This window comes from Mesorhizobium sp. P2_D5 (assembly GCF_056404355.1).
Window position 1 is genome coordinate 1,220,355 of record NZ_JBFUEE010000001.1, and the last position, 25,733, is coordinate 1,246,087.

Annotated in this window: 21 protein-coding genes; 8 read left to right on the forward strand and 13 right to left on the reverse strand. The window is 63.2% G+C overall.

The window, feature by feature from the left end; all coding sequences use genetic code 11:
• Nucleotides 1-225: 225 nt before the first annotated feature.
• Complete coding sequence (gene mscL, locus AC1DYW_RS05805; RefSeq protein ID WP_095084257.1) at nucleotides 226-648, forward strand: large conductance mechanosensitive channel protein MscL; 423 nt, start codon at nucleotides 226-228, stop codon at nucleotides 646-648.
• Nucleotides 649-760: 112 nt separating this feature from the next.
• Nucleotides 761-1,927, forward strand: coding sequence for a pyridoxal phosphate-dependent aminotransferase (locus tag AC1DYW_RS05810; RefSeq protein WP_477225584.1), 1,167 nt, complete (start codon nucleotides 761-763; stop codon nucleotides 1,925-1,927).
• A 30-nt stretch (nucleotides 1,928-1,957) separates the two neighbouring features.
• Here the strand turns inward: AC1DYW_RS05810 and hemA are convergent, their stop codons facing one another.
• Entirely contained in the window at nucleotides 1,958-3,235 is a 1,278-nt protein-coding gene (hemA, locus tag AC1DYW_RS05815; protein ID WP_095084256.1) for a 5-aminolevulinate synthase, read from the reverse strand.
• Nucleotides 3,236-3,501: 266 nt separating this feature from the next.
• Here hemA and galE point away from each other — a divergent pair, with 266 nt between their 5' ends.
• From galE to AC1DYW_RS05830, 3 genes are all read left to right on the forward strand, one after another.
• Nucleotides 3,502-4,497 (forward strand): UDP-glucose 4-epimerase GalE, encoded by a 996-nt coding sequence (gene galE / locus AC1DYW_RS05820; protein ID WP_095082225.1) that lies wholly within the window; start codon nucleotides 3,502-3,504, stop codon nucleotides 4,495-4,497.
• Between the two features lie 96 nt (nucleotides 4,498-4,593).
• The gene (locus tag AC1DYW_RS05825; protein ID WP_477225384.1) at nucleotides 4,594-5,844 is read left to right on the forward strand and encodes a D-amino acid dehydrogenase; all 1,251 of its coding nucleotides are present in this window, start codon (nucleotides 4,594-4,596) and stop codon (nucleotides 5,842-5,844) included.
• A gap of 2 nt (nucleotides 5,845-5,846) precedes the next feature.
• Entirely contained in the window at nucleotides 5,847-7,673 is a 1,827-nt protein-coding gene (locus AC1DYW_RS05830) for an alanine racemase (protein WP_477225385.1), read from the forward strand.
• Here AC1DYW_RS05830 and AC1DYW_RS05835 read toward each other — a convergent pair whose 3' ends face one another.
• The 7 genes from AC1DYW_RS05835 to AC1DYW_RS05865 all read right to left on the reverse strand — a co-directional run bounded on the left by AC1DYW_RS05835 (nucleotide 7,674) and on the right by AC1DYW_RS05865 (nucleotide 14,864).
• A complete protein-coding gene (locus AC1DYW_RS05835; RefSeq protein ID WP_477225386.1) occupies nucleotides 7,674-9,050 on the reverse strand; it encodes an FGGY-family carbohydrate kinase in 1,377 nt (458 codons plus the stop codon).
• Complete coding sequence (rhaM, locus tag AC1DYW_RS05840; protein WP_477225387.1) at nucleotides 9,047-9,364, reverse strand: L-rhamnose mutarotase; 318 nt, start codon at nucleotides 9,362-9,364, stop codon at nucleotides 9,047-9,049. The genes AC1DYW_RS05835 and rhaM overlap by 4 nt, the downstream gene beginning before the upstream one ends.
• A complete protein-coding gene (locus AC1DYW_RS05845; RefSeq protein ID WP_477225388.1) occupies nucleotides 9,364-10,359 on the reverse strand; it encodes an ABC transporter permease in 996 nt (331 codons plus the stop codon). Before AC1DYW_RS05845 ends, rhaM begins: the two co-directional genes overlap by 1 nt.
• The gene (locus tag AC1DYW_RS05850) at nucleotides 10,356-11,336 is read right to left on the reverse strand and encodes an ABC transporter permease (RefSeq protein ID WP_477225389.1); all 981 of its coding nucleotides are present in this window, start codon (nucleotides 11,334-11,336) and stop codon (nucleotides 10,356-10,358) included. Before AC1DYW_RS05850 ends, AC1DYW_RS05845 begins: the two co-directional genes overlap by 4 nt.
• The gene (locus AC1DYW_RS05855) at nucleotides 11,333-12,889 is read right to left on the reverse strand and encodes a sugar ABC transporter ATP-binding protein (RefSeq protein ID WP_477225390.1); all 1,557 of its coding nucleotides are present in this window, start codon (nucleotides 12,887-12,889) and stop codon (nucleotides 11,333-11,335) included. The genes AC1DYW_RS05850 and AC1DYW_RS05855 overlap by 4 nt, the downstream gene beginning before the upstream one ends.
• Before the next feature lie 114 nt (nucleotides 12,890-13,003).
• On the reverse strand, nucleotides 13,004-13,999 hold the full coding sequence (gene rhaS, locus AC1DYW_RS05860; protein ID WP_457150999.1) for a rhamnose ABC transporter substrate-binding protein: 996 nt from the start codon (nucleotides 13,997-13,999) through the stop codon (nucleotides 13,004-13,006).
• Nucleotides 14,000-14,054: 55 nt separating this feature from the next.
• On the reverse strand, nucleotides 14,055-14,864 hold the full coding sequence (locus AC1DYW_RS05865) for a DeoR/GlpR family DNA-binding transcription regulator (protein ID WP_457151000.1): 810 nt from the start codon (nucleotides 14,862-14,864) through the stop codon (nucleotides 14,055-14,057).
• A 185-nt stretch (nucleotides 14,865-15,049) separates the two neighbouring features.
• Here AC1DYW_RS05865 and AC1DYW_RS05870 point away from each other — a divergent pair, with 185 nt between their 5' ends.
• The 3 genes from AC1DYW_RS05870 (at nucleotide 15,050) to ggt (ending at nucleotide 20,391) form a co-directional block, all read left to right on the forward strand.
• Nucleotides 15,050-17,152 carry a bifunctional rhamnulose-1-phosphate aldolase/short-chain dehydrogenase gene (locus AC1DYW_RS05870; protein ID WP_477225391.1) on the forward strand — a complete coding sequence of 701 codons (2,103 nt, stop codon included), beginning with the start codon at nucleotides 15,050-15,052 and terminating at the stop codon, nucleotides 17,150-17,152.
• Between the two features lie 114 nt (nucleotides 17,153-17,266).
• Nucleotides 17,267-18,559, forward strand: coding sequence for an L-rhamnose catabolism isomerase (gene rhaI, locus AC1DYW_RS05875; protein ID WP_477225392.1), 1,293 nt, complete (start codon nucleotides 17,267-17,269; stop codon nucleotides 18,557-18,559).
• A 92-nt stretch (nucleotides 18,560-18,651) separates the two neighbouring features.
• Nucleotides 18,652-20,391 (forward strand): gamma-glutamyltransferase, encoded by a 1,740-nt coding sequence (gene ggt / locus AC1DYW_RS05880; RefSeq protein WP_477225393.1) that lies wholly within the window; start codon nucleotides 18,652-18,654, stop codon nucleotides 20,389-20,391.
• A gap of 24 nt (nucleotides 20,392-20,415) precedes the next feature.
• Here ggt and AC1DYW_RS05885 read toward each other — a convergent pair whose 3' ends face one another.
• From AC1DYW_RS05885 to AC1DYW_RS05905, 5 genes are all read right to left on the reverse strand, one after another.
• Nucleotides 20,416-20,670: a hypothetical protein gene (locus tag AC1DYW_RS05885; RefSeq protein WP_206073701.1), complete on the reverse strand. Its 255-nt coding sequence runs from the start codon at nucleotides 20,668-20,670 to the stop codon at nucleotides 20,416-20,418.
• Nucleotides 20,671-21,268: 598 nt separating this feature from the next.
• Nucleotides 21,269-21,706, reverse strand: a complete 438-nt coding sequence (locus tag AC1DYW_RS05890) for a hypothetical protein (protein WP_095082202.1) — start codon at nucleotides 21,704-21,706, stop codon at nucleotides 21,269-21,271.
• Between the two features lie 802 nt (nucleotides 21,707-22,508).
• Nucleotides 22,509-23,825 (reverse strand): M20 family metallopeptidase, encoded by a 1,317-nt coding sequence (locus AC1DYW_RS05895; RefSeq protein WP_477225394.1) that lies wholly within the window; start codon nucleotides 23,823-23,825, stop codon nucleotides 22,509-22,511.
• The gene (locus tag AC1DYW_RS05900; protein ID WP_457151005.1) at nucleotides 23,825-24,784 is read right to left on the reverse strand and encodes an ABC transporter permease; all 960 of its coding nucleotides are present in this window, start codon (nucleotides 24,782-24,784) and stop codon (nucleotides 23,825-23,827) included. Before AC1DYW_RS05900 ends, AC1DYW_RS05895 begins: the two co-directional genes overlap by 1 nt.
• Nucleotides 24,781-25,728 carry an ABC transporter permease gene (locus tag AC1DYW_RS05905; protein WP_477225395.1) on the reverse strand — a complete coding sequence of 316 codons (948 nt, stop codon included), beginning with the start codon at nucleotides 25,726-25,728 and terminating at the stop codon, nucleotides 24,781-24,783. Before AC1DYW_RS05905 ends, AC1DYW_RS05900 begins: the two co-directional genes overlap by 4 nt.
• Between the last annotated feature and the right edge of the window lie 5 nt (nucleotides 25,729-25,733).

Genomic DNA, 25,733 nt, shown 5'->3' on the forward strand with positions numbered 1-25,733 from the left:
GCTTGGCGTCCGAGTCCATTGCGGCTTTGGAAGCATGGTGGCGACATTCAGACAGCAACCAAGCTGACGTCAAAGGCGCCGCCCAAGGTTTCCGCTAGGTAGGGAGAAACCAGTTGCTTTCTCCCTTTTGCCCATGTTGCAACCCCAGGTTTTTGTTATGTTGCCCTCAGGTCGATGCCGCAAGGACGGAACGGCAGAGCGGCCGGTCACGACAAGGAGGGTCGAATGCTGAAGGAATTTCAGGAATTCATTTCCAAGGGCAATGTGATGGACCTTGCGGTCGGCGTCATCATCGGCGCGGCCTTCGGCAAGATCGTCACTTCGCTGGTCGACGACGTCATCATGCCAATCGTCGGCGCGATCTTCGGCGGACTGGACTTCAACAACTATTTCTTTGGACTGTCCTCGGCAGTCAACGCCACCGCGCTGGCGGACGCCAAAAAGCAAGGCGCTGTTTTCGCCTATGGCAGCTTCATCACCGCGGTGCTGAACTTCCTCATCCTCGCCTTCATCATCTTCCTCATGGTCAAGGCGGTGAACAACATGCGCAAGCGGCTTGAGGCCGAGAAGCCTGCGGCACCTGCCGCGCCGCCGCCCGCCGACGTTGCGCTGCTGACCGAAATTCGCGATCTGCTCGCCAAGCGCTAACGTCTCGGGCAGCTTTGCTGGACCAAAACCCCGGTCGTTCGCGGCCGGGGTTTTCTGTTTTCGCATCTGGTATGGAGCGCTGATGGACGCTCGAGATTGGAACGGACCCGCCATGACCTTGATCGACAGCTTGCGCGCGGAAGCCCGTGCGGCGCCCGAAAGCGGTATTGTCGCCGTCGTCAATTACGGCCGCCTGCGCGAGGGCATGATCCCGCTCTGGGCCGGTGAGGGCGACCTGCCGACGCCCGCCTTCATCACCGATGCCGCTTCGAAGGCTCTGGCCGGCGGCGAGACGTTCTACACTTGGCAAAGGGGCATCCCCGATCTCAGGCAGGCGCTTGCCCGCTACTATGCCAGGCATTTCGGCAAGACGTTCCCCGAGGAGCAGTTCATCGTCACCGGCTCTGGCATGCATGCCATCCAGCTGGCGCTCGACGCGCTCGCCGGCGCCGGCGACGAGGTTGTCTATCTGTCGCCGGCCTGGCCGAATTTCGACGCTGCCGCGGCGATTTCGGGAGCCGTTCCGGTGCCGGTCACGCTCGATCACTCCGGCAATGGCTGGTCCTGCGCCGTCGAGAAGATCGCGGCGGCGATCACGTCGCGCACCAAGGCGCTGTTCATCAACACGCCGTCGAATCCGACCGGCTGGACCGCCGACCACGAAACCTTGCAGGCGATCCTCGATCTCGCCCGTGCCAAAAATCTCTGGATCATCGCCGACGAGATCTATTCGCTGTTTCACTACGGCCATGGCCGTGCGCCCTCCTTCCTCGACATCGCGACGGCTGAGGATCGCATCCTGTTCGTCAACAGTTTTTCCAAGAACTGGGCGATGACCGGCTGGCGCGTCGGCTGGATCAAGACCCATCCTGCCTTGCAGCAGGTGTTCGAGAACCTGATCCAGTATTCCAACTCGGGCGTCGCCCAGTTCATGCAGCGCGGCGCGGTCGCCGCCCTTGATGAGGGTGATGGTTTCATTGCCGAACAGGTCGAGCGGGCGAGGAAGGCCCGGGACCTGGTCTGCGGCATTCTCGGGGCTACCGACCGCGCCCGGTTCACCGTGCCGCAAGGCGCGTTCTATCTGTTCTTCACGGTCGACGGCATCACCGATTCACGCACCGCCGCTTTCGACATCGTCGACAAGGCCAATGTCGGCCTGGCGCCCGGCACGGCCTTCGGCCCCGGTGGCGAAGCCTTCCTCAGACTGTGCTTCCACCGCCGCCTCGACCAGGTCGAGGAAGCGGCGAACCGGCTGGCGAAGTGGATGAAGACTATTTGAGCCGCCATCGGACCGAGGTTCAAACGGGCTTCAACCGCCCGACTTGGGCACCAGCAGTGGAATGATCCGGTCGCTCTTGGCGACCGAGGGGCGGCCAGCGGATCCGTAGGGTATGCCCAGCGCATCCCAGGTCTCGACTAGCGCGTCCTGCAGTTCGGCGATCAGCGCGTCGGAATGGAACGGCGTCGGCGTGATACGCAGCCGCTCCGTGCCGCGCGGCACGGTCGGATAGTTGATCGGCTGGATGTAGATGCCGTGCACGCCAAGCAGGCGGTCGCTGGCCATCTTGCAGAGTTCCGGGTCGCCGACCAGCAGCGGCACGATATGCGTCGGCGACTCCATCACCGGCAGGCCGGCGGCCGAAAGGATCTGCTTGGTTCGCGTCGCCTGCCGCTGTTGCGCGTCGCGCTCGGCTTGCGAGCGCTTGAGGTGGCGGATGGACGTGGTCGCGGCGGCGGCGATCGCCGGCGGCAGGGCCGTGGTGAAGATGAAGCCCGGCGCATAGGAGCGCACGGCGTCGATGACGGCACTGGTGCCGGTGATATAGCCACCCAGCGTGCCGAACGCCTTGGCCAGCGTGCCTTCGATGATGTCGATGCGGTCGGCCAGGCCTTCGCGCTCGGTGATGCCGCCGCCGCGCGATCCGTACATGCCGACGGCATGGACCTCGTCGATATAGGTCATGGCGTTGTGGCGCTCGGCGAGTTCGACGATCTGCTTGATCGGCGCGATGTCGCCATCCATCGAATAGACGCTTTCGAAGACGATCAGCTTGGCGCGTTCGCGGCCCGCCGCCTGCAGCAGGCTTTCCAGGTGCGCGACGTCATTGTGACGGAAGATCTTCTTTTCCGCACCCGATCGCCGCACGCCTTCGATCATCGAAGCGTGGTTCAGCTCGTCCGAAATGATCAGGCAATTGGGCAAAAGCCGTGCGATGGTCGAGATCGACGCTTCATTGGAGACGAAGCCGGAGGTGAAGACGAGTGCGGCTTCCTTGTCGTGCAGGTCGGCAAGCTCCAGTTCCAGCTCGACCAGCGGGTTGCTGGTGCCGGAAATGTTGCGGGTGCCGCCGGCGCCGGAGCCCATCTTGCCCGCCGCATTCTGGAACGCGGCGATGACATCGGGATGCTGGCCCATGCCGAGATAGTCGTTGGAGCACCAGACGGTGATTTCCTCGGCGCGCCCATTGGAACGCCAGATGGCGCGCGGAAACTTGCCTGCAATGCGCTCGAGGTCGGCGAAGACGCGGTAGCGACGCTCGGCATGGAGCTGGTCGATCGCTTCCTCGAAGAACCGCTGATAGTTCATGTCGACTTCCCAATTTTGCGCGGGATCATAATCATTGGCCCATTGGTCGTCCACCGGGCCTTTTTGGTCAAAATGCCACGCCCCGGACCTGTTCCTAACGACCACGGATCGTGGCCTATTCCATTGATGTGGATCAATTTTGTTTCAGGATGATGCCACATGCCGATGATGCCGGTTACCAAGGGTTGTAATGGCCATGCGGCAGGCTTTCCAGTAAGGCGGTGGTTGAGACAGTTTCCGATAAATCTTGAGATGCGAGGACTGGGATGACGGTTTTGGTAACAGGCGGTGCCGGCTATATCGGCAGTCATATGGTCTGGGAGTTGCTGGATGCCGGCGAGAGCGTGGTCGTTCTCGACCGCCTCTCCACTGGCTTCGAATGGGCAGTGGCGCCGGAGGCGAAGCTGGTGGTCGGCGATGTCGCCGACAGGGAACTTGTCGGCTCGATCATCAGGGACAACAAGGTCGACGCGATCATCCATTTTGCCGGCTCCATCGTGGTTCCGGAATCGGTCGCCGATCCGCTCGGCTATTACGAGAACAACACCTGCAAGACGCGCACGCTGATCGAGACCGCGGTGCGCGAGGGCGTGTCCAATTTCATCTTCTCCTCGACCGCGGCCGTCTATGGCGGCGCCGGGCTGGAGCCGGTGCGCGAAGATGCCCGCCTGGCTCCCGAGTCACCCTATGGCCTGTCCAAGCTGATGAGCGAATGGATGCTGCGCGATGCGGCGATCGCGCATGGGCTCCGTTACACCGCGCTGCGCTACTTCAACGTCGCCGGCGCCGACCCGAAGGGCCGCACCGGCCAGTCGACGCCGGGTGCCACCCATCTGATCAAGGTCGCCTGCGAAACGGCACTCGGCAAGCGCCCGTTCATGCAGGTGTTCGGCACCGATTATCCGACGCCGGACGGCACCTGCATGCGCGACTATATCCATGTCAGCGATCTGGCGGCGGCGCATCGCCTTGCCCTGCAGCGGCTGCGCGACGGGGGACAAAGCCTCGTCGCCAATTGCGGCTACAGCCATGGCTATTCGGTGCTCGAGGTCATCGATAGCGTGCGCCGCGCCTTCGGCCATGATTTCGAGGTGAAGATGGGCGCTCGCCGTCCCGGCGACGCCGCGGCGGTGGTCGCCAATTCGGATCTCGCCCGCGCGGAACTCGGCTGGACCCCGCAACGCGACGATCTCGATCAGATCGTTGCCGACGCGCTCGCCTGGGAGCGCATCCTGACTGGCAAGAACTCCGCACGGGGCTGAGCCGGGTCCTCCCCAGGGCTCGCAAGGCGGCCAGCGAAGCGCTATTGAAGGCATTCGCGGCAGGGCGCTGCGCCGCGAAGAGCTTTGGGGGATGGCATGAAAATAACGGTGCTTGGAGCCGGCGTCGTCGGCACGGCGGCCGCCTACTATCTGGCCGGCGACGGCCACGAGGTCACCGTGATCGAGCGCCATCCGGCACCGGCGCGCGGCACCAGCCAGTCGAATGCCGGCCTGGTATCGCCGGGCGACGCCACCGCCTGGGCATCGCCGGCGGCGCTGAAGACATTCCTGCGAGCGCTCTATAACCATGATCTCGGCATTAAGGTGCGGCTGCGCTTCGATCCCTATTTCCTCGCCTGGAGCCTGCGCTTCCTGCGCCAGTGCACGAAAGAGCACTTGCGTGCCAACAGCCGGGTCAAGCTGCGCCTGGCGCTCTATTCCCGCGACTGCATCAACGCTATCTCTGCCGACACCGAGATCGGCTATGACGAGCGCAAGAAGGGCATCCTCTATTTCTTTCGCTCGCAGCACAGCCTCGACACCGGCACCGACAATTACCGCTATCTGGCCGAGCATGGGCTGCCGATCGAGATCGTCGGCCGCGACCGGCTGATCGAGCTTGAACCAGGTCTTGCCGGCGTGAAGGAAAAGATCGCTGGCGGCGTCTATTCGCCGATCGACCAGACCGGCGATTCCCGGCAGTTCGTGGAAAAGCTGGCGGCTCATGCCGCCGAAAAGCTCGGTGTGAGATTTCTCTACGGCACGACGGTCGAAGGCCTCGCCATCGAGGGCGACCGGGTGGGTGCGGTGATGACCTCGGCCGGTCCGATTGCCGGCGATGCCGTGGTCATCTCGATGGGACCGGAGAGCGGCCTGCTCGGCCGCCGCTATGGCATCGACCTGCCTGTCTATCCGGTGAAGGGCTATACGGCGACGATCCCCCTGGAGGACGAGAGCAAGGGTCCGACCATGGGCGGCGCCGACGAGGACCAGCTGATCGCCTATTCCAGGCTGGGTAACCGGCTGCGGCTCGCCTCAACCGCGGAATTCACCGGCTTCGACCGCACCCACAAGCCAAGCGACTTCGCCGCCATGTTCAGAACAGGCAAGGATCTCTTCCCCGGCGCCTTTGACGAGAAGAAGGCCGAACTCTGGGCTGGGCTGCGACCGATGATGCCCAACTCCGTGCCGGTCATCGGCCAGGCGCGCTACAAGAACCTCTATCTCGACACCGGGCACGGCCATGTCGGCTGGACCATGGCTTGCGGCTCGGGGAAATTCCTTGCCGATCTCGTCGCCGGCCGCAAGCCGGAGATCGACCCACAGGGACTGGTCTACGGAGGCTAGGAATGTCGGGACCGCAAGTCGCCATCGACCTTGGCCGCATCGAGCGCAACACGCGCACGATCGTCGAGCGTTGCGCGCTGTCGGGCATCAGGGTGTTCGGCGTCACCAAGGGCACCTGCGGCATGCCGCAAGTGGCGCGCGCCATGCTGCGCGGTGGTGTCGCCGGCATCGCCGAATCGCGCTTCGAGAACATCCGCCGGCTGCGTGACAGCGGCATCAACGCGCCGATCATGCTGCTGCGCAGTCCACCGATGGCGCGTGTCGAGGAGGTGGTGCGGACCGTCGACATCAGCCTGCAGTCGGAACTGACCATCATCCGAGAGATTTCACGCATCGCCGAGCGCATGGGCCGCGTCCACGACATCATGCTGATGATCGACCTCGGCGATCTCCGCGAAGGCATCTGGCCGAGCGATCTGATCCCAACGGTCGAGCAGATCTTGCAGTTCAAGGGCGTGCGGATCGCCGGCATCGGCACCAATCTCGGCTGTTTCGGCGCCATCATGCCGACGCAGGAAAATCTCGGCCAGCTCGTCGCCCACGCCTACAAGACCGAGCGCCTGTCCGGCAAAAGCCTCGACTGGATTTCCGGCGGCGCCTCGTCATCGCTGCCGCTGCTGCTCGAAGGCAAGCTGCCGGCCGGCATCAACAATCTGCGCGTCGGCGAGGCGATCCTGCAAGGCGGCGTCGAAACCTTCCGCGATGTGCCGTGGGCTGAACTCGAACCCGACGCCTGCCGCCTGACCAGCGACATCATCGAGGTCAAGCTCAAGCCGTCACGGCCGATCGGGCAATCCGGCTACGACGCCTTCGGCAACCAGCCGGTCTTCCCCGACGAGGGCGACAGGCTGCGCGCCATCGCCAATATCGGCCGCGAGGACGTGCTGGTCGAGGGACTGACGCCGATCGCCAAGGGGGTGCGGGTGCTCGGCGCCTCCAGCGACCATCTGCTGCTGGATGTGGCCGACGCCGACCCGCCGCCGGCCGTCGGCGACCGCGTCGCCTTCCGCATGAGCTATGGCGCCATGCTGCTGGCGATGACCTCGGAATATGTCGAAAAGGCCCCGATGCACGATGTCGAGGACTTTTCCGGCCGCAAGATGGTGTCGATACTGGCGGAACAGGGCGCCGCCGGTATCCTGGCTCGGGAAGGAACCGGCGCGCGGCTCGAAGCGATGAATTTCGATGTCGTCGAGCTGGCCGATATCGAGCGGCCGCCATCGGGGCTGATACGGCTGGCGGCGGGTGCCGACCGTCGCATCGCGCACAAGGCGCTGACCGCAACGGCGCGCGCGACGCACTCCTTCGGCCTGATCTGGATCGATTCCATCGCCGCCCTGATGCCCGAGGACGAGGACGGCATCGATCTGCCGGAACGCTCGGTGCTGGCCCGCGCGCTCGGCCTCGACCACAAGGCGGGCGCGCTGCAGCCGCAGCTGTCGCCGGAAAATGTCGTCATCATCGGCCTGCGCCACGCCGATCCGGCGGAAGCGCGGGTGCTCAAGGATTCGCGCGTCTCGGCCTTCACCATGACCGACATCGACGCCATGGGCATGCGCGACCTGATGCACGAAGCGATCCGCATCGCCACCTCGGGCACGCAGGGTTTTCATGTCAGCTATTCGCCTGATGTCACCGAATTCGCTGGCTGGGCGGCAGGTTCCGGTGGCCTCACCTTACGGGAAACCCATCAGGCGATGGAGGCGATCGCGCTCTCCGACGGGCTGTTGTCGATGGATGTTTCGGGCCTGACCGCGGATCTGGAGCCGCGGATCGGCGCCGATACGGTCAACCTCGTGATGTCGGCCTTCGGCAAGCGGATATTGTGATCAGCATTGCGCTTCGACCGCTGCCCGCCATGCACTGACATAATCAGCCCAGGCCGGATCGGTCGGCGGCCCCATTCTCTCGCCTTTACCGTGGGCCGTTACCCGGTCCGTTGCCAGCAACGCGGCGCCGATGCTGGTGCCGGTGGCGGCCTCTGACGCGACAACGGCGCGCCCCGTGCTGGCCGCCAGCATGCCGACGAAGAGCCGGTTGCGGGCAAAGGGGCCCTCGACCGTGGTCGGTCCGTCGGCGCCAATCAGGTCGAGACAGGTCGCCGTCATCAGCGCCAGATAGAAAGAGATGGCGGCAAAGCGCTGGCCTTTGCTCGCGCCGTCGGTGTTGAGCCATGTCGCGGCATGATACGGGAACGGTCCCGACCCTTGCTGGGTCGAGGGCAGCAGCAACGTCTTTTGCGCCAGCACGGCGCCGACATCATCGTCGGTCCAGATGTCCGGCTGGCCTTCCGTCAGCAGGGAAAACTCGCGGCCGCCCATGAAGCGCGCCGAAGGGACGGGATCGCCCAATGCGCTGACATTGACCAGCGTATCGCGGGCCGCGTCCAGCACGATCTGTTTGCCGCCGACCGCCATCGACACCACCCAGGTGCCGGTCGAGACCACGGAGAAGGGGGGCGCGTCGCACAGGAGATGCGGCAGCAGCGAGGCGTTGGAATCGTGCAGGCCGCAGAACACCGGCGTCCGCGGAGCGAGCCCGGTCCGCGCGGCGAGCGCAGGCAGGATCGGGCCGAGGCGGTCTTTGGCTGGCCGCACCGGCGCCATCAGCTCGCGCCAACCCAGGCGGTCGACCAGCGATGAAAAGTCGGCTGTCCACGGGTTCCAAAGATCGGTGTGGCAGCCGAGCGAGGTCACCTCGTTGGCGGCGACGCCAGTCAGGTGCAAGGCCCAGTACTGCGGATACATCAGCATCGCGGCGGCCTTGGCGAACTCCGCCGGGAAGGTTTTCTGCTGCCAGAAGAACTGCGCGCCGAGATTGAGGCCGAGCGGCAGCCGCGGCGTGCCGGTCTCGGCGAAGCATGGGCGGATCGCATCATAGTCCGCTGCCAGCCTGTCGGGGCCGTCGAACTCATAGTCGAGCACCGGCAGCACCAGTTCGCCCGCGGCGTCGACCAGCGCGCCCGTCGCGCCATGCGTGGTGATCGAAATGGCGTCGATGCGCTGTTCGCGGTTGATGTCGGCAAGGCTGTCGAGGATGAACGTCCACAACGCCTCGACATCGTGATGAGGATAGGGCGCCTGCCGCACCGGCGCATTGGCCATGCGGCGCAGCGCGACCTCACTCAACGTCGCGAGATCGACCAGCGCCACCTTGGCATTGGTCTTGCCGATGTCGATGACGGCGATGTGGCGCATCGCGCTCATGCCATGTGGAACACGGTTTCCAGCGGCACGGCCGCCGGCTCGTTGTCCGGCTTGGTTTCCATGATGTCGGCCATGTGAGCCCACCAGCGCTGCATCACCGGATGCCTCGGCAGATCGTCCATGCCATGGCCGTCTCGCCGCCACAGCACACCAAACAGGATGTTGGTCTCTTCGTCGAGGTGGATCGAATAGTCGGAAACGCCCGCCTGCTTCAGGAGAGCGACCAGCGACGGCCAGATCTCGTCGTGACGCTTCTTGTATTCGGGCTTCATGCCTGGCTTGAGCTTCATCTTGAACGCGTGTTTCTCAGCCATCATCGTCCTCCGCGCAGCCGCCGCCAGACGATCGGCAGCGCGATGACGATGATCAACAGCAGGCCGATGAAGATCGACATGACGATGCCGGGTACGTTGAGCAGGCCAAGCCCGAAGGTCACCAGTCCCATGATGAAGGCGGCAAGCACGACGCCCAAAATGCTGCCGGCGCCGCCCAGGATGCTGACGCCGCCAAGCACCACCATGGTGATGACTTCGAGCTCATAGCCCTGAGCGATCGACGGCCGCGTCGAGCCGAGCCGCGAGGTGATCAGCACCGAGGCGATGCCAGACATCAGCCCGGTCAGGCAAAACAGGATGAACTTGATGCGGCCGACGCGCACGCCGGAAAACTGCGCCGCGACCGGATTGTTGCCGATTGCAAAGACGCGGCGGCCGAAACTCGTCCGATGCAGCACGAGCCAGTAGACGACGGCCGCGACGAGGAAGAGCACCAGCTCGAACGACACCACCCACCACACATAGCCCTGACCGAAGAAGGCAAAGCTTTCGGGGTAACCCTTGTAGGCCTGGTCGCCGAGGATGATGAAGGCGATACCGCGAAACAGGCTCATCGTGCCGATGGTGACGACGATCGACGGCAATCCCAGCCTTGTGACCAGCAAGCCATTGAAGGCGCCGCAGCCGAGCCCGACGACGATGCCGATCAGCACTAACACTGGCGTGCCGGCGCCGGCCTGCACGGCCATGCCCATCATCGTCGACGCCAGCGCTATAATGGCGGCGACCGACAGGTCGATCTCGCCGGAAATGATCAGCAGCGCCATGGCGAAGGCGATCAGACCCTTCTCGGTGAAATTGAAGGTGAGGTCCGACAGCGAATAGGGATCGAGGAAATAGGGCGAGGCGAAGCTGTTGATGGCGAAGATGGCGACGGCCACCACGACCAGCAGCGCTTCCCAGGAGAAGATCGCCGAGCTCAGTGGCTTGTCGAGCCGGTCGGGAATGTGGCGCGGGGCAGGGATTTCGGTCATGTCACCGCCTCCACTTTTCTGAGGATGATGCGGCCCTGCTGGCGTTCGCTGCGCGCATTGAGCACGACGGCAAGGATGATGGCACTGCCCGAAATCGCCATTTGCCAGAAGGGCGAGATGTTGATGACCGGCAGCGCGTTGGAGATGATGCCGAGAAACAACGCGCCGAGCACCGCGCCGCCGACCGAGCCGATGCCGCCGGCGATCGAAATGCCGCCGATGACGCAGGCGGCTATGATGTTGAGCTCATAACCGTTGGCGACTTCGACCGAGGCGATCACGTAGCGTGATATCCAGAGGTAGCCGGAAAGGCCGCCGATCATGCCGGAGATGCAGAAGACGATGAATTTCGTCCGGCCGACATCGATGCCGGCATAGACCGATGCCGTCGGGTTGACGCCGATAGCGTAGATCGAGCGGCCGAGCGCCGTGCGCGTCATCAAGACGAAGAACAACGCGATCACCAGGATGGCGATCCACGATAGCACCGGAATACCGAGGAAGGCGGCACGCTGAAAGCCGATGAAGTCGGGGCTCATCTTGTCGGCATTGACCCAGGCGCCGCCGGACAGGACGAAAGTGGCGCCGCGATAGATGGTCAGCGTGCCCAATGTCACCACGATCGAGGGGATGTTCAGCCGCCAGACCAGCAGGCCGTTGATGGCGCCGAGCACCAGACCGACGACCAGTGCAATGACGATCAGCAGCGGGATCGGGATTGCCGGGTGCGCGGCGTTCAGCATCGCCACCACCATGCCGGTGAAGCAGAGGTTGGACGCCATCGACAGATCGATCGACCGGGTCAGGATCACCACCATCTGGCCGAGCGCCAGGATCGTCAGGATCGAGGTGTCGTTGAACACCTGGCGCAGATTGCCGGGGTCGGCAAAGGCCGGGAAGCGCGTCGAGATCAGTCCGATTAGCACGACGATGGCCGCCAGCAGCCAGGTTTCGCGGTATTTGAGAAAGGCTTTCATGCCGCGATCCCCGCTGCCGTCCTGACCAGCGTCTCGGCGTCCAGTTCGTTGTTGTCGTAGACTGCCGCGACGAGGCCCTCGCGCATGACGACGACGCGGTCGGACATGCCGAGGATTTCGGGCAATTCGGACGACACCATGATCACCGACAGGCCTTGCGCCACCAGCTCGGCCATGAAGCCGTGCACGGCGGCCTTGGAACCGATGTCGATGCCCTTCGTCGGCTCGTCAAGGATGATCACCTTGGGCGCGGTCGCCAGCCATTTGGCGATGACGATCTTCTGCTGGTTGCCGCCCGACAAAGTGCCGACATCCTGGCTGAGCGAGGAGGCGCGCAGGTCGAGCCGCTCGGTGTAGGAGCGGGCGAGCGCGAACTCCTCCGACAGCCGCAGCAGGCCGGATTTGGAGGTACGCTTGAGCGAAGGCAGCGAGACGTTCTGGAAGATCGGCAGGCCGATCACCACGCCTTGCTTGCCGCGTTCCTCCGGCACGTAGACGATGCCGGCATCAATCGAATCCGCCGCCGATTTCGGCGCGATCGTCTTGCCTTCCAGGGTGATCGTGCCGCCCGTGGTGCGGGTGATGCCGGAGATCGCCTGCATCACCTCGCTGCGCCCGGCGCCGACAAGGCCATAGAAGCCGAGGATCTCGCCCCTGTGCAATTCGAAGCCGATGTCGTTGAATTCGGTTGGGTGCGACAAGCCGGAAACGGAAAGCACCGGCGCGCCGATCTCGGCCTTGCGCTGCGGAAAGATGTGGTCGACCGAACGGCCGACCATCATGCGCACGATCTGGCTCTGCCCGGCATCCTTGATCAACCCTTCACCAACCATCTCGCCATCGCGAAACACCGTGTAGCGGTCGGCGATGCGGTAGATCTCGTCGAACTTGTGGCTGATGAACAGGATCGCCTTGCCTTCGCTCTTGAGGAACTCGATGAGCAGGAAAAGCTCCTCGATCTCCTTCATCGAAAGCGCGGCCGTCGGCTCGTCCATGATGACGATCTGGGCGTCGATCGACATGGCACGGGCGACGGCGACGAGATGCTTGTTGGCGATGCCGAGGTCCTTCAGCCTTGTATCGGCGTCGATATGGCCGGCGTGCATTGCATCGAGCACTTCGCGCGTATTCTTGCGCATCGTGCGCCAGTCGATAGTGCCCAAGCGCGTGCGCGGCGCGTGGCCGAGAAAGATGTTTTCAGCCACTGTCAGGTCGTCGAACAGCACGGTTTCCTGATGGATGGCGGTGACGCCATAGCCGAAGGCGGCGTGCGCGCTGGGCAGAGTGACGGCCTGGCCGTCAATGCTGATGGTTCCAGTATCGGGCTGATAGATACCGGTCATGATCTTGACCAGCGTCGACTTGCCGGCGCCGTTTTCGCCGATCAGCGCCGTCACCTGGCCCGGATATAGCGACAGGCTGACATCGTGCAATGCGCGCACGCCGGGAAAGCTCTTGGAGACGCCGGACAGCGTCAGGCGAGGGGTTGCGTCACCCACCCCCTTGTGGGGAAGGTCGCGAACAATTTGAGCGGGGTGGGTGTTGTCTAGCATATCAAGGTCCTGGTGTGTGGAGATGTCGCCACCCCCACCCCGTCTCGCCGATTTTGCTGCCCAAAGCCGGCTCGCCGACCCTCCCCACAAGGGGGAGGGTGCATGCGTCCGAGATCAATAGATCTTGGAGAACTTCTCGATGTTGCTCTTGTCGAACTGGAAGGGCGGAGCCATCGCAGCCGAGTTGGTGTCGTCGAGCGTGACCTTGCCGACGCGGCCGATCGACAGCGTGGCGCCAGGCTTGGCCTCTTCCTTCTTCACCGCCAGATCATGGGCGAGGTAGACGGCCGAATAGCCGAGGTCGATCGGGTTCCACAGCGCAACCGCCTGCGAGGCGCCGTTGTCGATGAACTTCTTGAACTCGGACGGCAGCGCGAGACCGGTGACATTGACCTTGCCGATCAGGTTCTCGTCGGTGACCACCTGGGCGGCGGCAACAACGCCGACGGTGGTCGGTGCGATGATCGCCTTGAGGTTCGGGTAGGACTTCAGCAGGCCCTTGGCTTCGTCCGTGCTCTTGGCCGAATCGTCATCACCATAGACGGTGGCGACGAGTTTGATCTTGGGGAACTTCTCCGGCAGGATTTTCTTGGCCGCGTCGATCCAGGCGTTCTGGTTGGTCGCGGTGGACGACGCCGACAGGATGGCGACGTCGCCGCCTTCCGGCAGATAGTCGGCGGCAAGCTTGATGATGGTCTCGCCGATCAGTCCGGTGTCGGACGGGTTGAGGTGAAGCTGGCGGCCTTCCTTGGCGACGCCCGAATCCCAGGAGATGACGGTGATGCCGCGCTCCATGGCCTTCTTCAGGACCGGCACAAGCGCGTCGGCGTCATTGGCCGAAATGGCGATGGCGTTGACCTTCTGGGCGATCAGCGAATTGACCACTTCGATCTGGGCCTCGGCGGTCGCCTTGGTCGGGCCGGTGTAGATGATGTCGACGCCGCCGAGTTCCTTGGCCGCCTCTTCGGCGCCCTTGTTGGCGGCATCGAAGAAGCCGTTGCCGAGCGACTTCACCACCAGCGCGATCTTGACGTTTTCCGCGTAGGCTGCATTCACGAACATGGCGGCCGAGAATGCCGCCGTCACCATCAATTTCTTCAAAAAGCTCATCGAATATCCTCCCTTGAGCGTTGCATTCCATCGCCGCTGCGGGCGCGAGTTGGTCTCAGGCCTGCAGTGAAGATTCTTCCTTGTTGGTTGCCGATTTGCGGGCGACGATCAGCGCCACCCCTGCGGTCTCGAGCATTTTGGCTTCACGGTCCTCGATGCCGTCGTCGGTGATCACGGTGGCGATGCGCGACAGGCCGCACAGGATCAGGCTGGAGCGTTTGCGGAATTTCGAGGAATCGACCAGCACCACCAGTTCGTCGGCCTGGTCGATCAGCTTCTGCTCCGCCTGGATCAACAGCGGGTCGCCTTCCATCAGCCCGAGTGGCCCCAGCCCCTGCGCGCCCATGAACATGCGGCGTGCGTAGAAATTGCGGGTCACGTCATTGTCGAAGGGCGACAGGATGATGTTCTGTTCGCGGTAGATGGTGCCGCCCGACAGCATGACCGTGTTCTTGGAATGCTTGAGCAGGTGCTCGGCGATCGGGAACGAATTGGTGAAGATCGGCATGCGGCGGCCGGTCAGGAAATGCACCATCTGGAAGGTGGTGGTGCCGCCATTGATGATGATCGGTTCGCCGTCCTTGCAAAGCTCGACTGCTTCGCGGGCGATCGCCCGTTTCTGCGCGGCGTTGAGCGTTTCGTTGACGGAAAAGGGCCTGCCGGCAAGGCCGATGAACTGCGGCGGCGAGATCGCCTCGGCGCCGCCGCGCACCCTGCGCAGGCGCTTTTGCACGTGGAGTGCCGCGATGTCGCGCCGGATCGTCGCCTCGGAGGACTCCGTCAGGTCGACCATTTCCTGCACCGTCACCACAGGCTTTTCCTGGACGGCGGACAGAATGATCCTGTGGCGCTCTTTTTCGTGCATGGTTCCTCCCTGCCCAAACATCTAGGCACCCAAACCGCGCAGTGTCAATCATTTCCGATCATATAATTTCATTGTGCAGTGCAATATGATCGATGTTGATCGTTTGTGATTGACAAGTCGGACGCTTCCGTGGAAATTCGGACCAAATGGGCCGCACCGTTTGCGTGCCTTCGGGAGGATCATCCATGCTCGACAAGCGCACCGGCGCGCGCCTCGCCAATCTGTGGGACGAGGCCAAGGCCCAATCGATGAGTGAGCCGGAGCGGCTGGTCTATCGCTCGAACACGCTCGGTTCCGATAAACGCGTCACCAATTATGGCGGCGGCAACACTTCCTCGAAGATATGGCAGAAAGATCCGCTCACCGGCGAGGACGTCGAAGTGCTCTGGGTCAAGGGTTCGGGCGGCGACAGCGCCTCGATTAAAACAGATGGTTTCGCCACCCTCTACATGGACAAGCTGCGCGCGCTGAAGGGGCTTTACCGCGGCCTCGCGCATGAAGACGAGATGGTCGGCTTCCTACCGCACTGCACGTTCAATCTGAACCCACGCGCGGCCTCGATCGACACGCCGCTGCATGCCTTCGTGCCGAAACCCTATGTCGATCACATGCATCCCGACGCGATCATTGCCATCGCCGCCGCGAAGGATTCCAAGGCCCTGACCAGGGAGATCTTCGGCGACGCCATCGGCTGGCTGCCGTGGAAGCGGCCGGGCTTCGAACTCGGCCTATGGCTGGAGAAGTTCTGCCTCGAACACCCCGCCGCCAAGGGCGTCATCCTGGAAAGCCACGGCCTGTTCACCTGGGGCGACACCCCTCGAGAATGCTACGAGACGACGATCTCGGTGATCAATCAGGCGATCGAATGGTTCGAGCGCCGCTCCGAAGGCCTCGCCATCTTCGGCGGTGAAGCGGTCAAGTCGCTCGACGCCGCCGAACGCCGCGCCATCGCGGCCAAGCTGATGCCAAAAATCCGCGGCCTGATTTCGGAAAAGAGCCACAAGCTTGGCCATTTCGACGACCAGGCCGCCGTACTCGAATTCGTCAACTCCAGGGATTTGCGGCCGCTGGCCGCACTCGGCACCTCTTGCCCGGACCATTTCCTGCGCACCAAGATCCGCCCATTGGTGATCGAATTCGATCCGGCAAAGCCCGATGTCGATGCCGTCATCGCGCGCCTCGCCGACGATGTCGCCGCCTACCGCGTCGGCTACCAGGTCTACTACGACAGCTGCAAGCATCCGGATTCGCCCGCCATCCGCGATCCCAATGCCGTCGTCTACCTGATGCCTGGCGTCGGCATGTTCACCTTCGCCGGCGACAAGGCGACGGCGCGTATTTCGGGCGAATTCTATGTCAACGCCATCAATGTCATGCGCGGCGCCTCGACTGTATCGTCCTATGTCGGCCTGCCGGCACAGGAAGCGTTCGACATCGAATACTGGCTGCTCGAGGACCTGAAGCTGCAGCGCATGCCGAAGCCCAAGGCGCTCGCTGGCCAGATCGCGCTGGTCACCGGCGGGGCCGGCGGCATCGGCCGTGCAACCGCCAACCGGCTGCTGCGCGAAGGCGCCTGCGTCGTGCTGGCCGACATCGACGAGACAGCGCTCGCCAGCGCCAATGACGAACTGGCCAAGGCCTACGGCAAGGATTTCGTCCGGTCGGTGCTGATCAACGTCACCTCGGAGGATCAAGTGATCGCGGGCTTCGCCGATACGGCGGTCGAGTTCGGCGGCATCGACATTCTTGTGTCGAATGCCGGCCTGGCGTCCTCGGCGCCGATCGAGGAGACGACGCTGGCGCTGTGGAACAAGAACATGGACATCCTGTCGACCGGCTATTTCCTGGTCTCGCGGGAGGCATTCCGGCTGTTCAGGGTGCAGAAGATCGGCGGCAACATCGTCTTCGTCGCCTCCAAGAACGGCCTCGCCGCCTCGCCCAATGCCGCAGCCTACTGCACGGCCAAGGCTGCCGAGATCCATCTGGCGCGTTGCCTGGCGCTGGAGGGCGCGGAAGCGCACATCAGGGTCAATGTAGTCAACCCGGACGCTGTGCTGCGCGGGTCGAAGATCTGGACCGGCGAGTGGAAGGAACAGCGCGCCGCCGCCTACAAGATGTCGACCGACGATCTGGAGGAGCATTACCGCTCGCGCTCGATGCTGAAGCGCTCGGTGTTTCCCGAGGACATCGCCGAAGCCATCTATTTCTTCGCCTCCGACATGTCGGCCAAGTCGACCGGCAACATCATCAATGTCGACGCCGGCAACGCCCAGAGCTTTACGCGATAATCGTTTGAAGTCGGTGCCGGAGCGCTTCCCTTCTCCCGTCTCTATACGGGGAGAAGGTGCCGGCAGGCGGATGAGGGGCAGCGGCGACCGAACGCTATCTGGGAGGAAACAACAGTGTCCGAATCCATCATCTCCGCCGACGTCGTCGACAAGGACAATGCCGCGCGCAAGGCTGATCTCGAGCGTGATTACGCCTCGCTCGGCGGGCGCCTCGACCGTCGCGGCATCGCCATCGACGCCATCCGCGACAAGGTCGAGAAATTCGCCGTGGCGATCCCGTCCTGGGGCGTCGGCACCGGCGGCACCCGCTTTGCTCGTTTTCCCGGTGCCGGCGAGCCACGCGACATTTTCGACAAGATCGAGGACTGCGCCGTCATCAGGCAATTGACGCAGGCGACGCCGACGGTGTCCCTGCACATTCCGTGGGACAAGGCCGACCCGAACCGGCTGAAGCAGGCGGCCTCGCGCTTCGGCCTCGGCTTCGACGCCATGAATTCCAACACCTTCTCCGATGCGAAGGGCCAGACGCTTTCCTACAAATTCGGCTCGCTGTCGCACGCCGATGCCGGCACGCGCCGGCAAGCGGTCGAGCACAATCTCGAATGCATCGAGATCGGCAAGACGCTTGGCTCCAAGGCACTGACGGTGTGGATCGGCGACGGTTCGAACTTCCCCGGCCAGGTCAATTTCGCCAAAGCCTTCGAGCGCTATCTCGACGCCATGAAAGAGGTCTATGCCGGACTACCGGACGGCTGGAAGCTGTTCACCGAGCACAAGATGTACGAACCGGCCTTCTACTCCACCGTCGTGCAGGACTGGGGCACCAACTACATGATCGCGCAGGAACTGGGCGACAAAGCGTTCTGCCTGGTCGACCTTGGTCACCACGCGCCCAACGTCAACATCGAGATGATCGTGTCGCGGCTGATCCAGTTCAAGAAGCTCGGCGGCTTCCATTTCAACGATTCGAAATATGGCGACGACGACCTCGATGCCGGTTCGATCGATCCCTACCGGCTGTTCCTCGTCTTCAACGAACTGGTCGATGCCGAACTTTCCAGCGCCGAAGGTTTTGACCCGGCCCATATGCTCGACCAGAGCCACAACGTCACCGACCCTATCGAAAGCCTGATGCTGTCGGCGGTCGAGGTCCAGCGCGCCTATGCGCAGGCGCTGCTGGTCGACCGCAGGGCGCTGGAAGTCTATCAGGACGGCAATGACGCGCTGATGGCGACGCAGACGCTGAAAGCCGCCTACCGCACCGATGTCGAGCCTATCCTCGCCATGGCGCGGTTGAAGACCGGTGGCGCCATCGATCCGGTCGCCGCCTACCGGGCGGCAGGCTACCGCGCCAAGGTGGCCGCGGAACGCCCGGCGGTCGCCGGCGGCTCGGGTGGCATTGTCTGACATCTCAATTGATCCGTCTGGTCCATCATTGACGGGTGGACTCGGCGATCCCAACGGGTTCTTCTAGGCGTCCCCCCGCCCGGAGAACCGCCATGCCTCTCAACCGTCGAACACTGATCGCCGCCAGTCTTTCCATCACCTTCGTCCTGGCGCCCTTGACGAACGCCTTCGCCGCGTCACCCGCGCCGGCCAAGGGCGAGCACGGCATGGTGGTGACAGCCCAGCATCTGGCGTCTGAAGTCGGTGTCGAGATCCTGAAGAAGGGCGGCAATGCGATCGATGCGGCAGTCGCCGTCGGCTATGCGCTCGCCGTCGTCTACCCCAATGCCGGCAACATCGGCGGCGGCGGCTTCATGACCATCCGCTTCAAGGACGGCAAATCGACCTTCCTCGACTTTCGCGAACGGGCGCCGCTGGCGGCGACCAAGACCATGTATCTCGACAAGGACGGCAACCCGGTGAAGGGCGCCAGCCTCGACGGCTATCTCGCGGTCGGCGTGCCTGGTTCCGTTGCCGGCTTCGAGACGGCGCGCGAGAAATACGGCACCTTGTCCAGACAGGATCTGATGGCGCCGGCGATCAGCTATGCCAAGGATGGATTCATCTTCAATCAGGGCGACGCCGCCTCCTTTGCCGGCAGTGCCGACAGGTTGGCGAAGGATCCCGCGGCTGCCGCCATCTTCCTGAAACCCGATGGCAAGCCCTATGGCATCGGCGAGCGGCTGGTCCAGCCGGACCTTGCCGCCTCGCTCGCCGCCATTTCCGAGAAAGGCGCTGATGCCTTCTACAAAGGTGCCATTGCCGACGCCATCGTCAAGGCAAGCGGCGCCAAGGGCGGTATCCTGGCCAAGTCGGACTTCGAGCAATATGCGGTTCGCGAACTGAAGCCCGTGACCTGTACCTATCGCGGCTATGAGATCACATCGTCGCCGCCGCCAAGCTCCGGCGGCGTCATCATCTGCGAAATCCTCAACGTGCTGGAAGGTTATCCGTTGTCTTATCTCGGCGCCAGTTCCGCCGACACGGTCCATGTCATGGTCGAGGCGATGCGCTATGCCTATGTCGACCGCAATTCAGCACTCGGCGATCCCGATTTCGTCGACAACCCGGTCTCGAAACTGTTGGACAAGGCCTATGCCAAGGACATTCGCGACAAGATCGATCCGTTCCGGGCCGGCGTGTCGCAGGACCTGATGCCGAAGGGCTTTGGCGAGAGCAAGGAGACGACGCATTATTCGATCATCGACAATGACGGCAATGCGGTCGCTGTTACCTATACGCTGAATGGCTCGTTCGGCGCCGGCGTCGTCGCCGACGGCACCGGCATCCTGCTCAACAACGAGATGGACGATTTCACCCAGAAACCCGGCGTGCCTAACCTCTATGGTCTGGTCCAGGGCGAGGCCAACGCCATCCAGCCGAAGAAGACGCCGCTGTCGTCGATGAGCCCGACCGTCGTGGCCAAGGACGGCAAGCCGTTCATGGTCATCGGCAGCCCGGGCGGTTCGCGCATCATCACCATCACGCTGGAAGCCATCGTCAACGTCGTCGACCATGGCATGAACATCCAGGAGGCGATCGACGCGCCGCGCATCCACCACCAATGGCTCCCCGACACCGTTTACATCGAGCCGTTCGGCCTGTCGCCGGATACCGAAAAACTGCTGGCCGGCATGGGCTACCACCTAGATCTCGGTGATAAGACCTGGGGCCAGGCTGCGGGCATCCTGGTTGGTGGCAAGAGCCTGGCGGAGATCGAGAAGGGCGGCGGCGCGCGCTACAATGGCGCTATCGACAGCCGCGCCGCATCGGGCGAAGCACTCGGATATTGATGTCTTAATTCACAAGCCGGACCGTCACGAAATCAGCGTGACGGTCGACGCTATCAGCAACAACGCGGCGATGCCGACAAACAGCGCGTAAATGCGCGGCCGGTCGAGCAGCAGCGCGTTTCCCGATATCCAGGCCGATGTGGCGCCGCCAAGTGCAAAGAGGAACCCATTGCGGTGCCCGAAGGTCATCGACGCGGCCATCAACCCACCAATGATCAGCGCGCCGAACACGATGATCACGGCAACCGCATATTTCTCGAAGTCGTTGCCGCTTCCCATGCTTGGACCTATCGCGTTCAACGTCGGCAGATCGTCCGGGTCGAAGGGATTGGTCGACCCATATTCGTCTTGACCGGCAGGCTCACGCATTACTCGTTCTCCGTATAGCGGCAACAAATCATCAAGCCTTGCCGAGCGCAACCCGATCGCACTGCCCTCGATGCGTTCGGCACGGTCTTCTACACCTTTCCGCCGCAGCGTGCCGCCGACTTTTTTGATTCGTGCCCTGGCCGTCTTTGATCTCGGATAATCCTGGGCACACCTGCCCGAAGGCGGCCGTGGACCATCCATCATGGAACGAATTCGTGGAGGAAAAATGATGCCGAACGTGGATTGGTCGCCCGGGCGGCGATTTTCGGTGGGGCGTGACGTCGCAACTGGGCATAGCGTGGCCGAATCGCCTTGCCGTCGCTCGCCGACAGCCTGATCGCTCAGGACGCGGCGCATCGTCTCAGTTTCATTTGCCGCGTTTCAAGCCGCGGATGGTCTGGGCCGCGTGGTTTCGCCCTTGCTATGCCGCCCAGGATGACGAAGCGTGAAAATATCCATTGATCACCAAGGCATGCGGCCGATCGAACCTCTACCGACACCGGGATTTCTATCCGCGAGCCGGCGGCAGCTCGAAGACAGTGGCGCCGTTCTCCTGGCCGCGTTCGACATAGCCGATCAGGTGAAACCATCTTGCGACATCCGACCCCTGGAGCCAGCTGCGCGAGTGAATGGGCAGGTTGCCGGCGAGTGCCTGGATGTGCCTGATATGCCGTTTGCAGAAGCGAATGGTCGCGGCACGGAAGAAATCCTCCTGTGCGGCGAACAGCGTATTGGCAGCGTCGCTGTTCTCATGCCAGGCGATGATCGCCACGGTCTTGTCGCCCTCGACAAGCGCATGCGCACGGCCTTCTTTCAAGTTCATCATCAAATTGTCGTAAGCGATCTTGCTGTCCTTGCCGGCAGCGACGTATTCGTCCGACATCCGCTTGGACAGGCCGCGAAAGACATCCTCGAGATCCCCGAGCGTTGCAGCGCGTGCTCTCATTTCTCCTCCTGGAGCCCCGGCAGGTAGTTTGCCCTAAGGTTGGGGGATCACCAAGCAAATCAAATCCGCTGGTGGGCCAACGAGCGCAATGTTGTTTCACTCGACGATGTGCTATGACGCCACGGGCAGGCTTCGGCGTCTCCGTTAAGGTGTAGAGATGCGCCGCGAACCCGCCCAAGTCAGGCGGATTTTTCGCGCGTCAGTCTGGGATCGCGCGCATGAGGGGAAATGCACCCCGACCGTCAACGGCGATAGCGCAGAGGCGGAAGGCGCTTAGCGGTTTAATACCCATGGTAGGTGATGCCGGTAACGTACCAATAGGTCAGCATGATAGCGGCGCCAATAACAACCAGCCGGAGGAAGCCCCTAGCTGGACCGGGATCCATTCTCGACTCGTAGACAAAGCCGGTTCCGCCGCACTTTGTGCAGTTCATCCTCAGGGGTCCAGCGCCCGGCATCTGGCAGTTAGGGCAAACGACTTTGACTTGGTGCATAACGCGCCCCTTTAGTCCAGCGGTAGCTTGAATGCCAAGCAACGCTGCGGCGTACTTGAATTTAACGGATATTGGGAGGTGAGACATCATGTCTAAAGGTAGTAGTGGGGGGTAGAGATTTATTGATCTGTTTTCACGTACTCTTAGCAGGCCATGGCTGGCAAATCGGTACCATATCCACCAATGCGACGATCATCGCCGGAAATTCAAAAAGCATCGGGGAATTTCATGGGATCGGGTGCCCTCAAGGCCGTTTTGCAGCCCCTCCCAGGTGCAAGAATACGTCGACAGCAAGGGGGCGAGGTTCGCTAGCGGCACCACTTTTCGACGGCAATGGCGATCGCCTTGGTGCAATCGACGAGGTCTCGCACCGAGACACGCTCATTGGGTTGATGCGCCTGCGCCGGGTCGCCCGGGCCGAAGTTGACCGTCGGCGTGTTGCCGAGGCCGGTCGGCAGGCCAATGTCGCTGTGCGCGCCGAAGCCGCTGAGCACCGGCGACAGATTGGCGTCCTTCACAGCTTCCTGGAAGACACTCACGAACGGGCTGTCGGAGGGGATTTCGGCGCAGTCGGCATCAAGAATCCATTCGACGCGGGCAGGGTGCAGACGCAGATAAGGGTCCGCCTGGCAGACATGGGCAATATGCTCTTCGATCTCGCGCTTGACGTTGCCGCCCAACCTGAATTCGTCATGCTCGCTCGGCAGGTACTGCGCGTCGATGATGATCTCGCCGCGCCCGGCCATGGAGGAGGGGTGCTCGCCGGCATTGATCTGAGTAACGATGATCTGGTTGGGCAAATCCATCAGCGGATGGTTCTTTTTCGGGTCGAACATCCAGCGCCGGTTGAGGATGTCGATGCCGTCGAGGATTTGCCGGCACAACTGCACGGCATCGACCGGGCCGCTCGAATACCAGGCATTCGGCGTCAGCTCGGCATGCCCACCTATGCCGTCGATGACGATCCTGCCCCACAGTATGCCGTGGCAGAGCGGCGCGATCCTGTTTGCCGTCGGCTCGGTCATGATGCCGGCGTCGGCGTGAAAGCCGCGGTCGACCATGGCAAGCGAGCCCATGCCGCCGATCTCCTCGTCGACGACAGTGGTAAAGACGATGTCTCCGGAAAGGGGGATTTGCAGCTCCCTTAGGATTTCGACCGCCATCAGCATGCAGGCGACGCCGCCCTTCATGTCGACGGTGCCACGGCCGTGCAGGAAGCCGTCTTTCAGCACGGGCTGGAACGGATCGGTTGCCCAGTGTCCGGCGGCGCCCGGCGGCACGACGTCGATATGGCCGGTGAGCATGATCGAACGCCCACCGCCGGTACCCTTCAGGACGCCGCCGAGATTGGGCCGGCCGTCAAAGGTCCTGCCCTTGTTGGCGCCGGCACGTCCCTTGTATTTTTCATAAAGCGCCGGGCCGTCCGGATCCCAGAGATCGGACGTGAAGCCGAGCGCTTCGATGCGTTTTTGCAGATAGAGCTGGCAATCACGCTCACCCGGCCCGGCCTCCTTCGGATTGGATTTCACGATCGAGGGGAAGGCGACGAGATCGCTCAGCGTTTCGACGATACGATCGGCCGCTGCCTCGACGCGGGCGGCGATAGTCTCTTCCATGGAAGGCATCATGATCTCCAACGTTGGGAAAGCCGGTCGGCAAGAAGGACGAACACCAGAAGGGCGCCGACAATCCCCACTTGCCAAACCGTGTTGATGTTCAATTGCAGCAGGCCGGTCTTCAGCGTGACCAAAAGCAGCACGGCCGCGAACACGCCGCCGACGCCGCCGCGCCCGCCGGTGATAGCGATGCCGCCAAGCATCGCGGCGGTGAGCGATTCCAGTTCGAGGTTCTGGCCGATATTGGGCCTGCCGCTGCCGAGCCAGGCGAGCGAGACAAGGCCGGCGGCGCCGGCGAGCGCACCGCTCAGCGCATAGAGGATGAGGCGGACGCGATCGACCGGAATGCCGACCAGCCTGGCCGAACGTTCATTGAAGCCCATGGCGTAGATCCAACGCCCCCAGGCGGTCGACATCAGCACCAGGCCGGCGAGCGCAAAGCAGGGGATGGCGAGGGTGAGAAACGGCATGGGGATGCCTATGACGACGCCACGCCCCCACACGAGCAGCCAGGCCGGCACGCCGGATTGAGCCGCACCCCCGGTAACGGCAAGCGCTGTGCCGGAATAGACGAAGAAGGTGCCGAGCGTCGCGATGAAGGGCAGAAGCGCGAGCCGGTTGACCAGCACGCCATTGAGGGCGCCGAGCAGTGCGCCGGCCAGGACGCAAGCTAGCGGCAGCAGCACCGGCGGCAAACCCAGTTTGAGCGACAGCATGGCGATGATGGCGGAGAGCGAAACCGCGCCGCCGACCGACAGGTCGATGCCGGCGCCGCCGGCGAGGATGACCAGGCCCTGGCCAAGCCCGACCAGCGCCAGAATGGTCGAGAACTGGAGGATGGTGGTGACGGTGCCAAGGTTGAAGACCGCGGGCTTGAGCACAGCCAAGCCGACAATGACGATCAGCCAAAGCCCGCACAGAAGCGCGAGCGTAAGGGCCGGGCCTTGCAGATTGCGCAGCGTCTTCATGTGCGGGCTCGCTGGAAGCGGGTCAGCGGAAGGCGATTGGAAATGGCTTCGAAGCCAAGCACGCCGATGATGAGAACGCCGGTGACGACAGGCTGCCAGAGCGAAGGGATGCCGATCAGAAGCAGGCCGTTCTGGAGGATCCTGAGCAGCAGCACGCCAAGCACGGTGCCGAGCAGGCTGCAGCGGCCGCCCAGTATGCTGGTGCCGCCGAGGATGACCGCGGCAATGGCGTCAAGCGCCAGCGTGCTGCCGATGCTCATTTCGACATTGCGGTAGGTTGCGACGTAGAAGGTGGCGGCGATGCCGGTCAGGATACCGCTGACGACGAAGGTCATGAAGCGAACCTTGACCACCGGGATACCTGAGAGCCGCGCCTTCTCCTCCGAATTGCCGATCGCCAGCAGATGCAGCCCATAGGGGGTGCGCCGCAGCGCCAGCCAGACCGTGAAATAGGCTGCAGCGATCACCAGGGCGGGGACAGGAATGCCGAGCACACTCGCGGCGAGCAGATCGGTAAGGGTCGAGGGCAGGCCGGAGAGCCATTGCCCGCCAAGCAGCACGAACACGGCGGTGCGGTAGATGCCGAGCAGGCCGAGCGTTCCGACAATGGCCGGAACGCGACCGAGGACGACGACGGCGGCGGTCACACAGCCGAGCAGCGCGCCGACCAACGGGCCGACGACAAGCGCCAGCAGCGGATTGCCGTCGGTGCCGAGCATGCGGCCGATCGCAATGGCCGCCAGACCCATGACGATGCCGATCGACACATCGATGCCGCCCATGGCGAGCAGCAGGGTCATGCCGAGGCCGATCAAAAGCAGTTCGGCGCTGTTGCGCAGCACGGTGACCGCATTGCCGGAGGTGGCGTAGTGCGGCGATGCGACAGCAAAGACGACGATCGCCAGCAGACAGGCGACAAGCAGAGACCACTCCCGCCCGTTCATGGAGA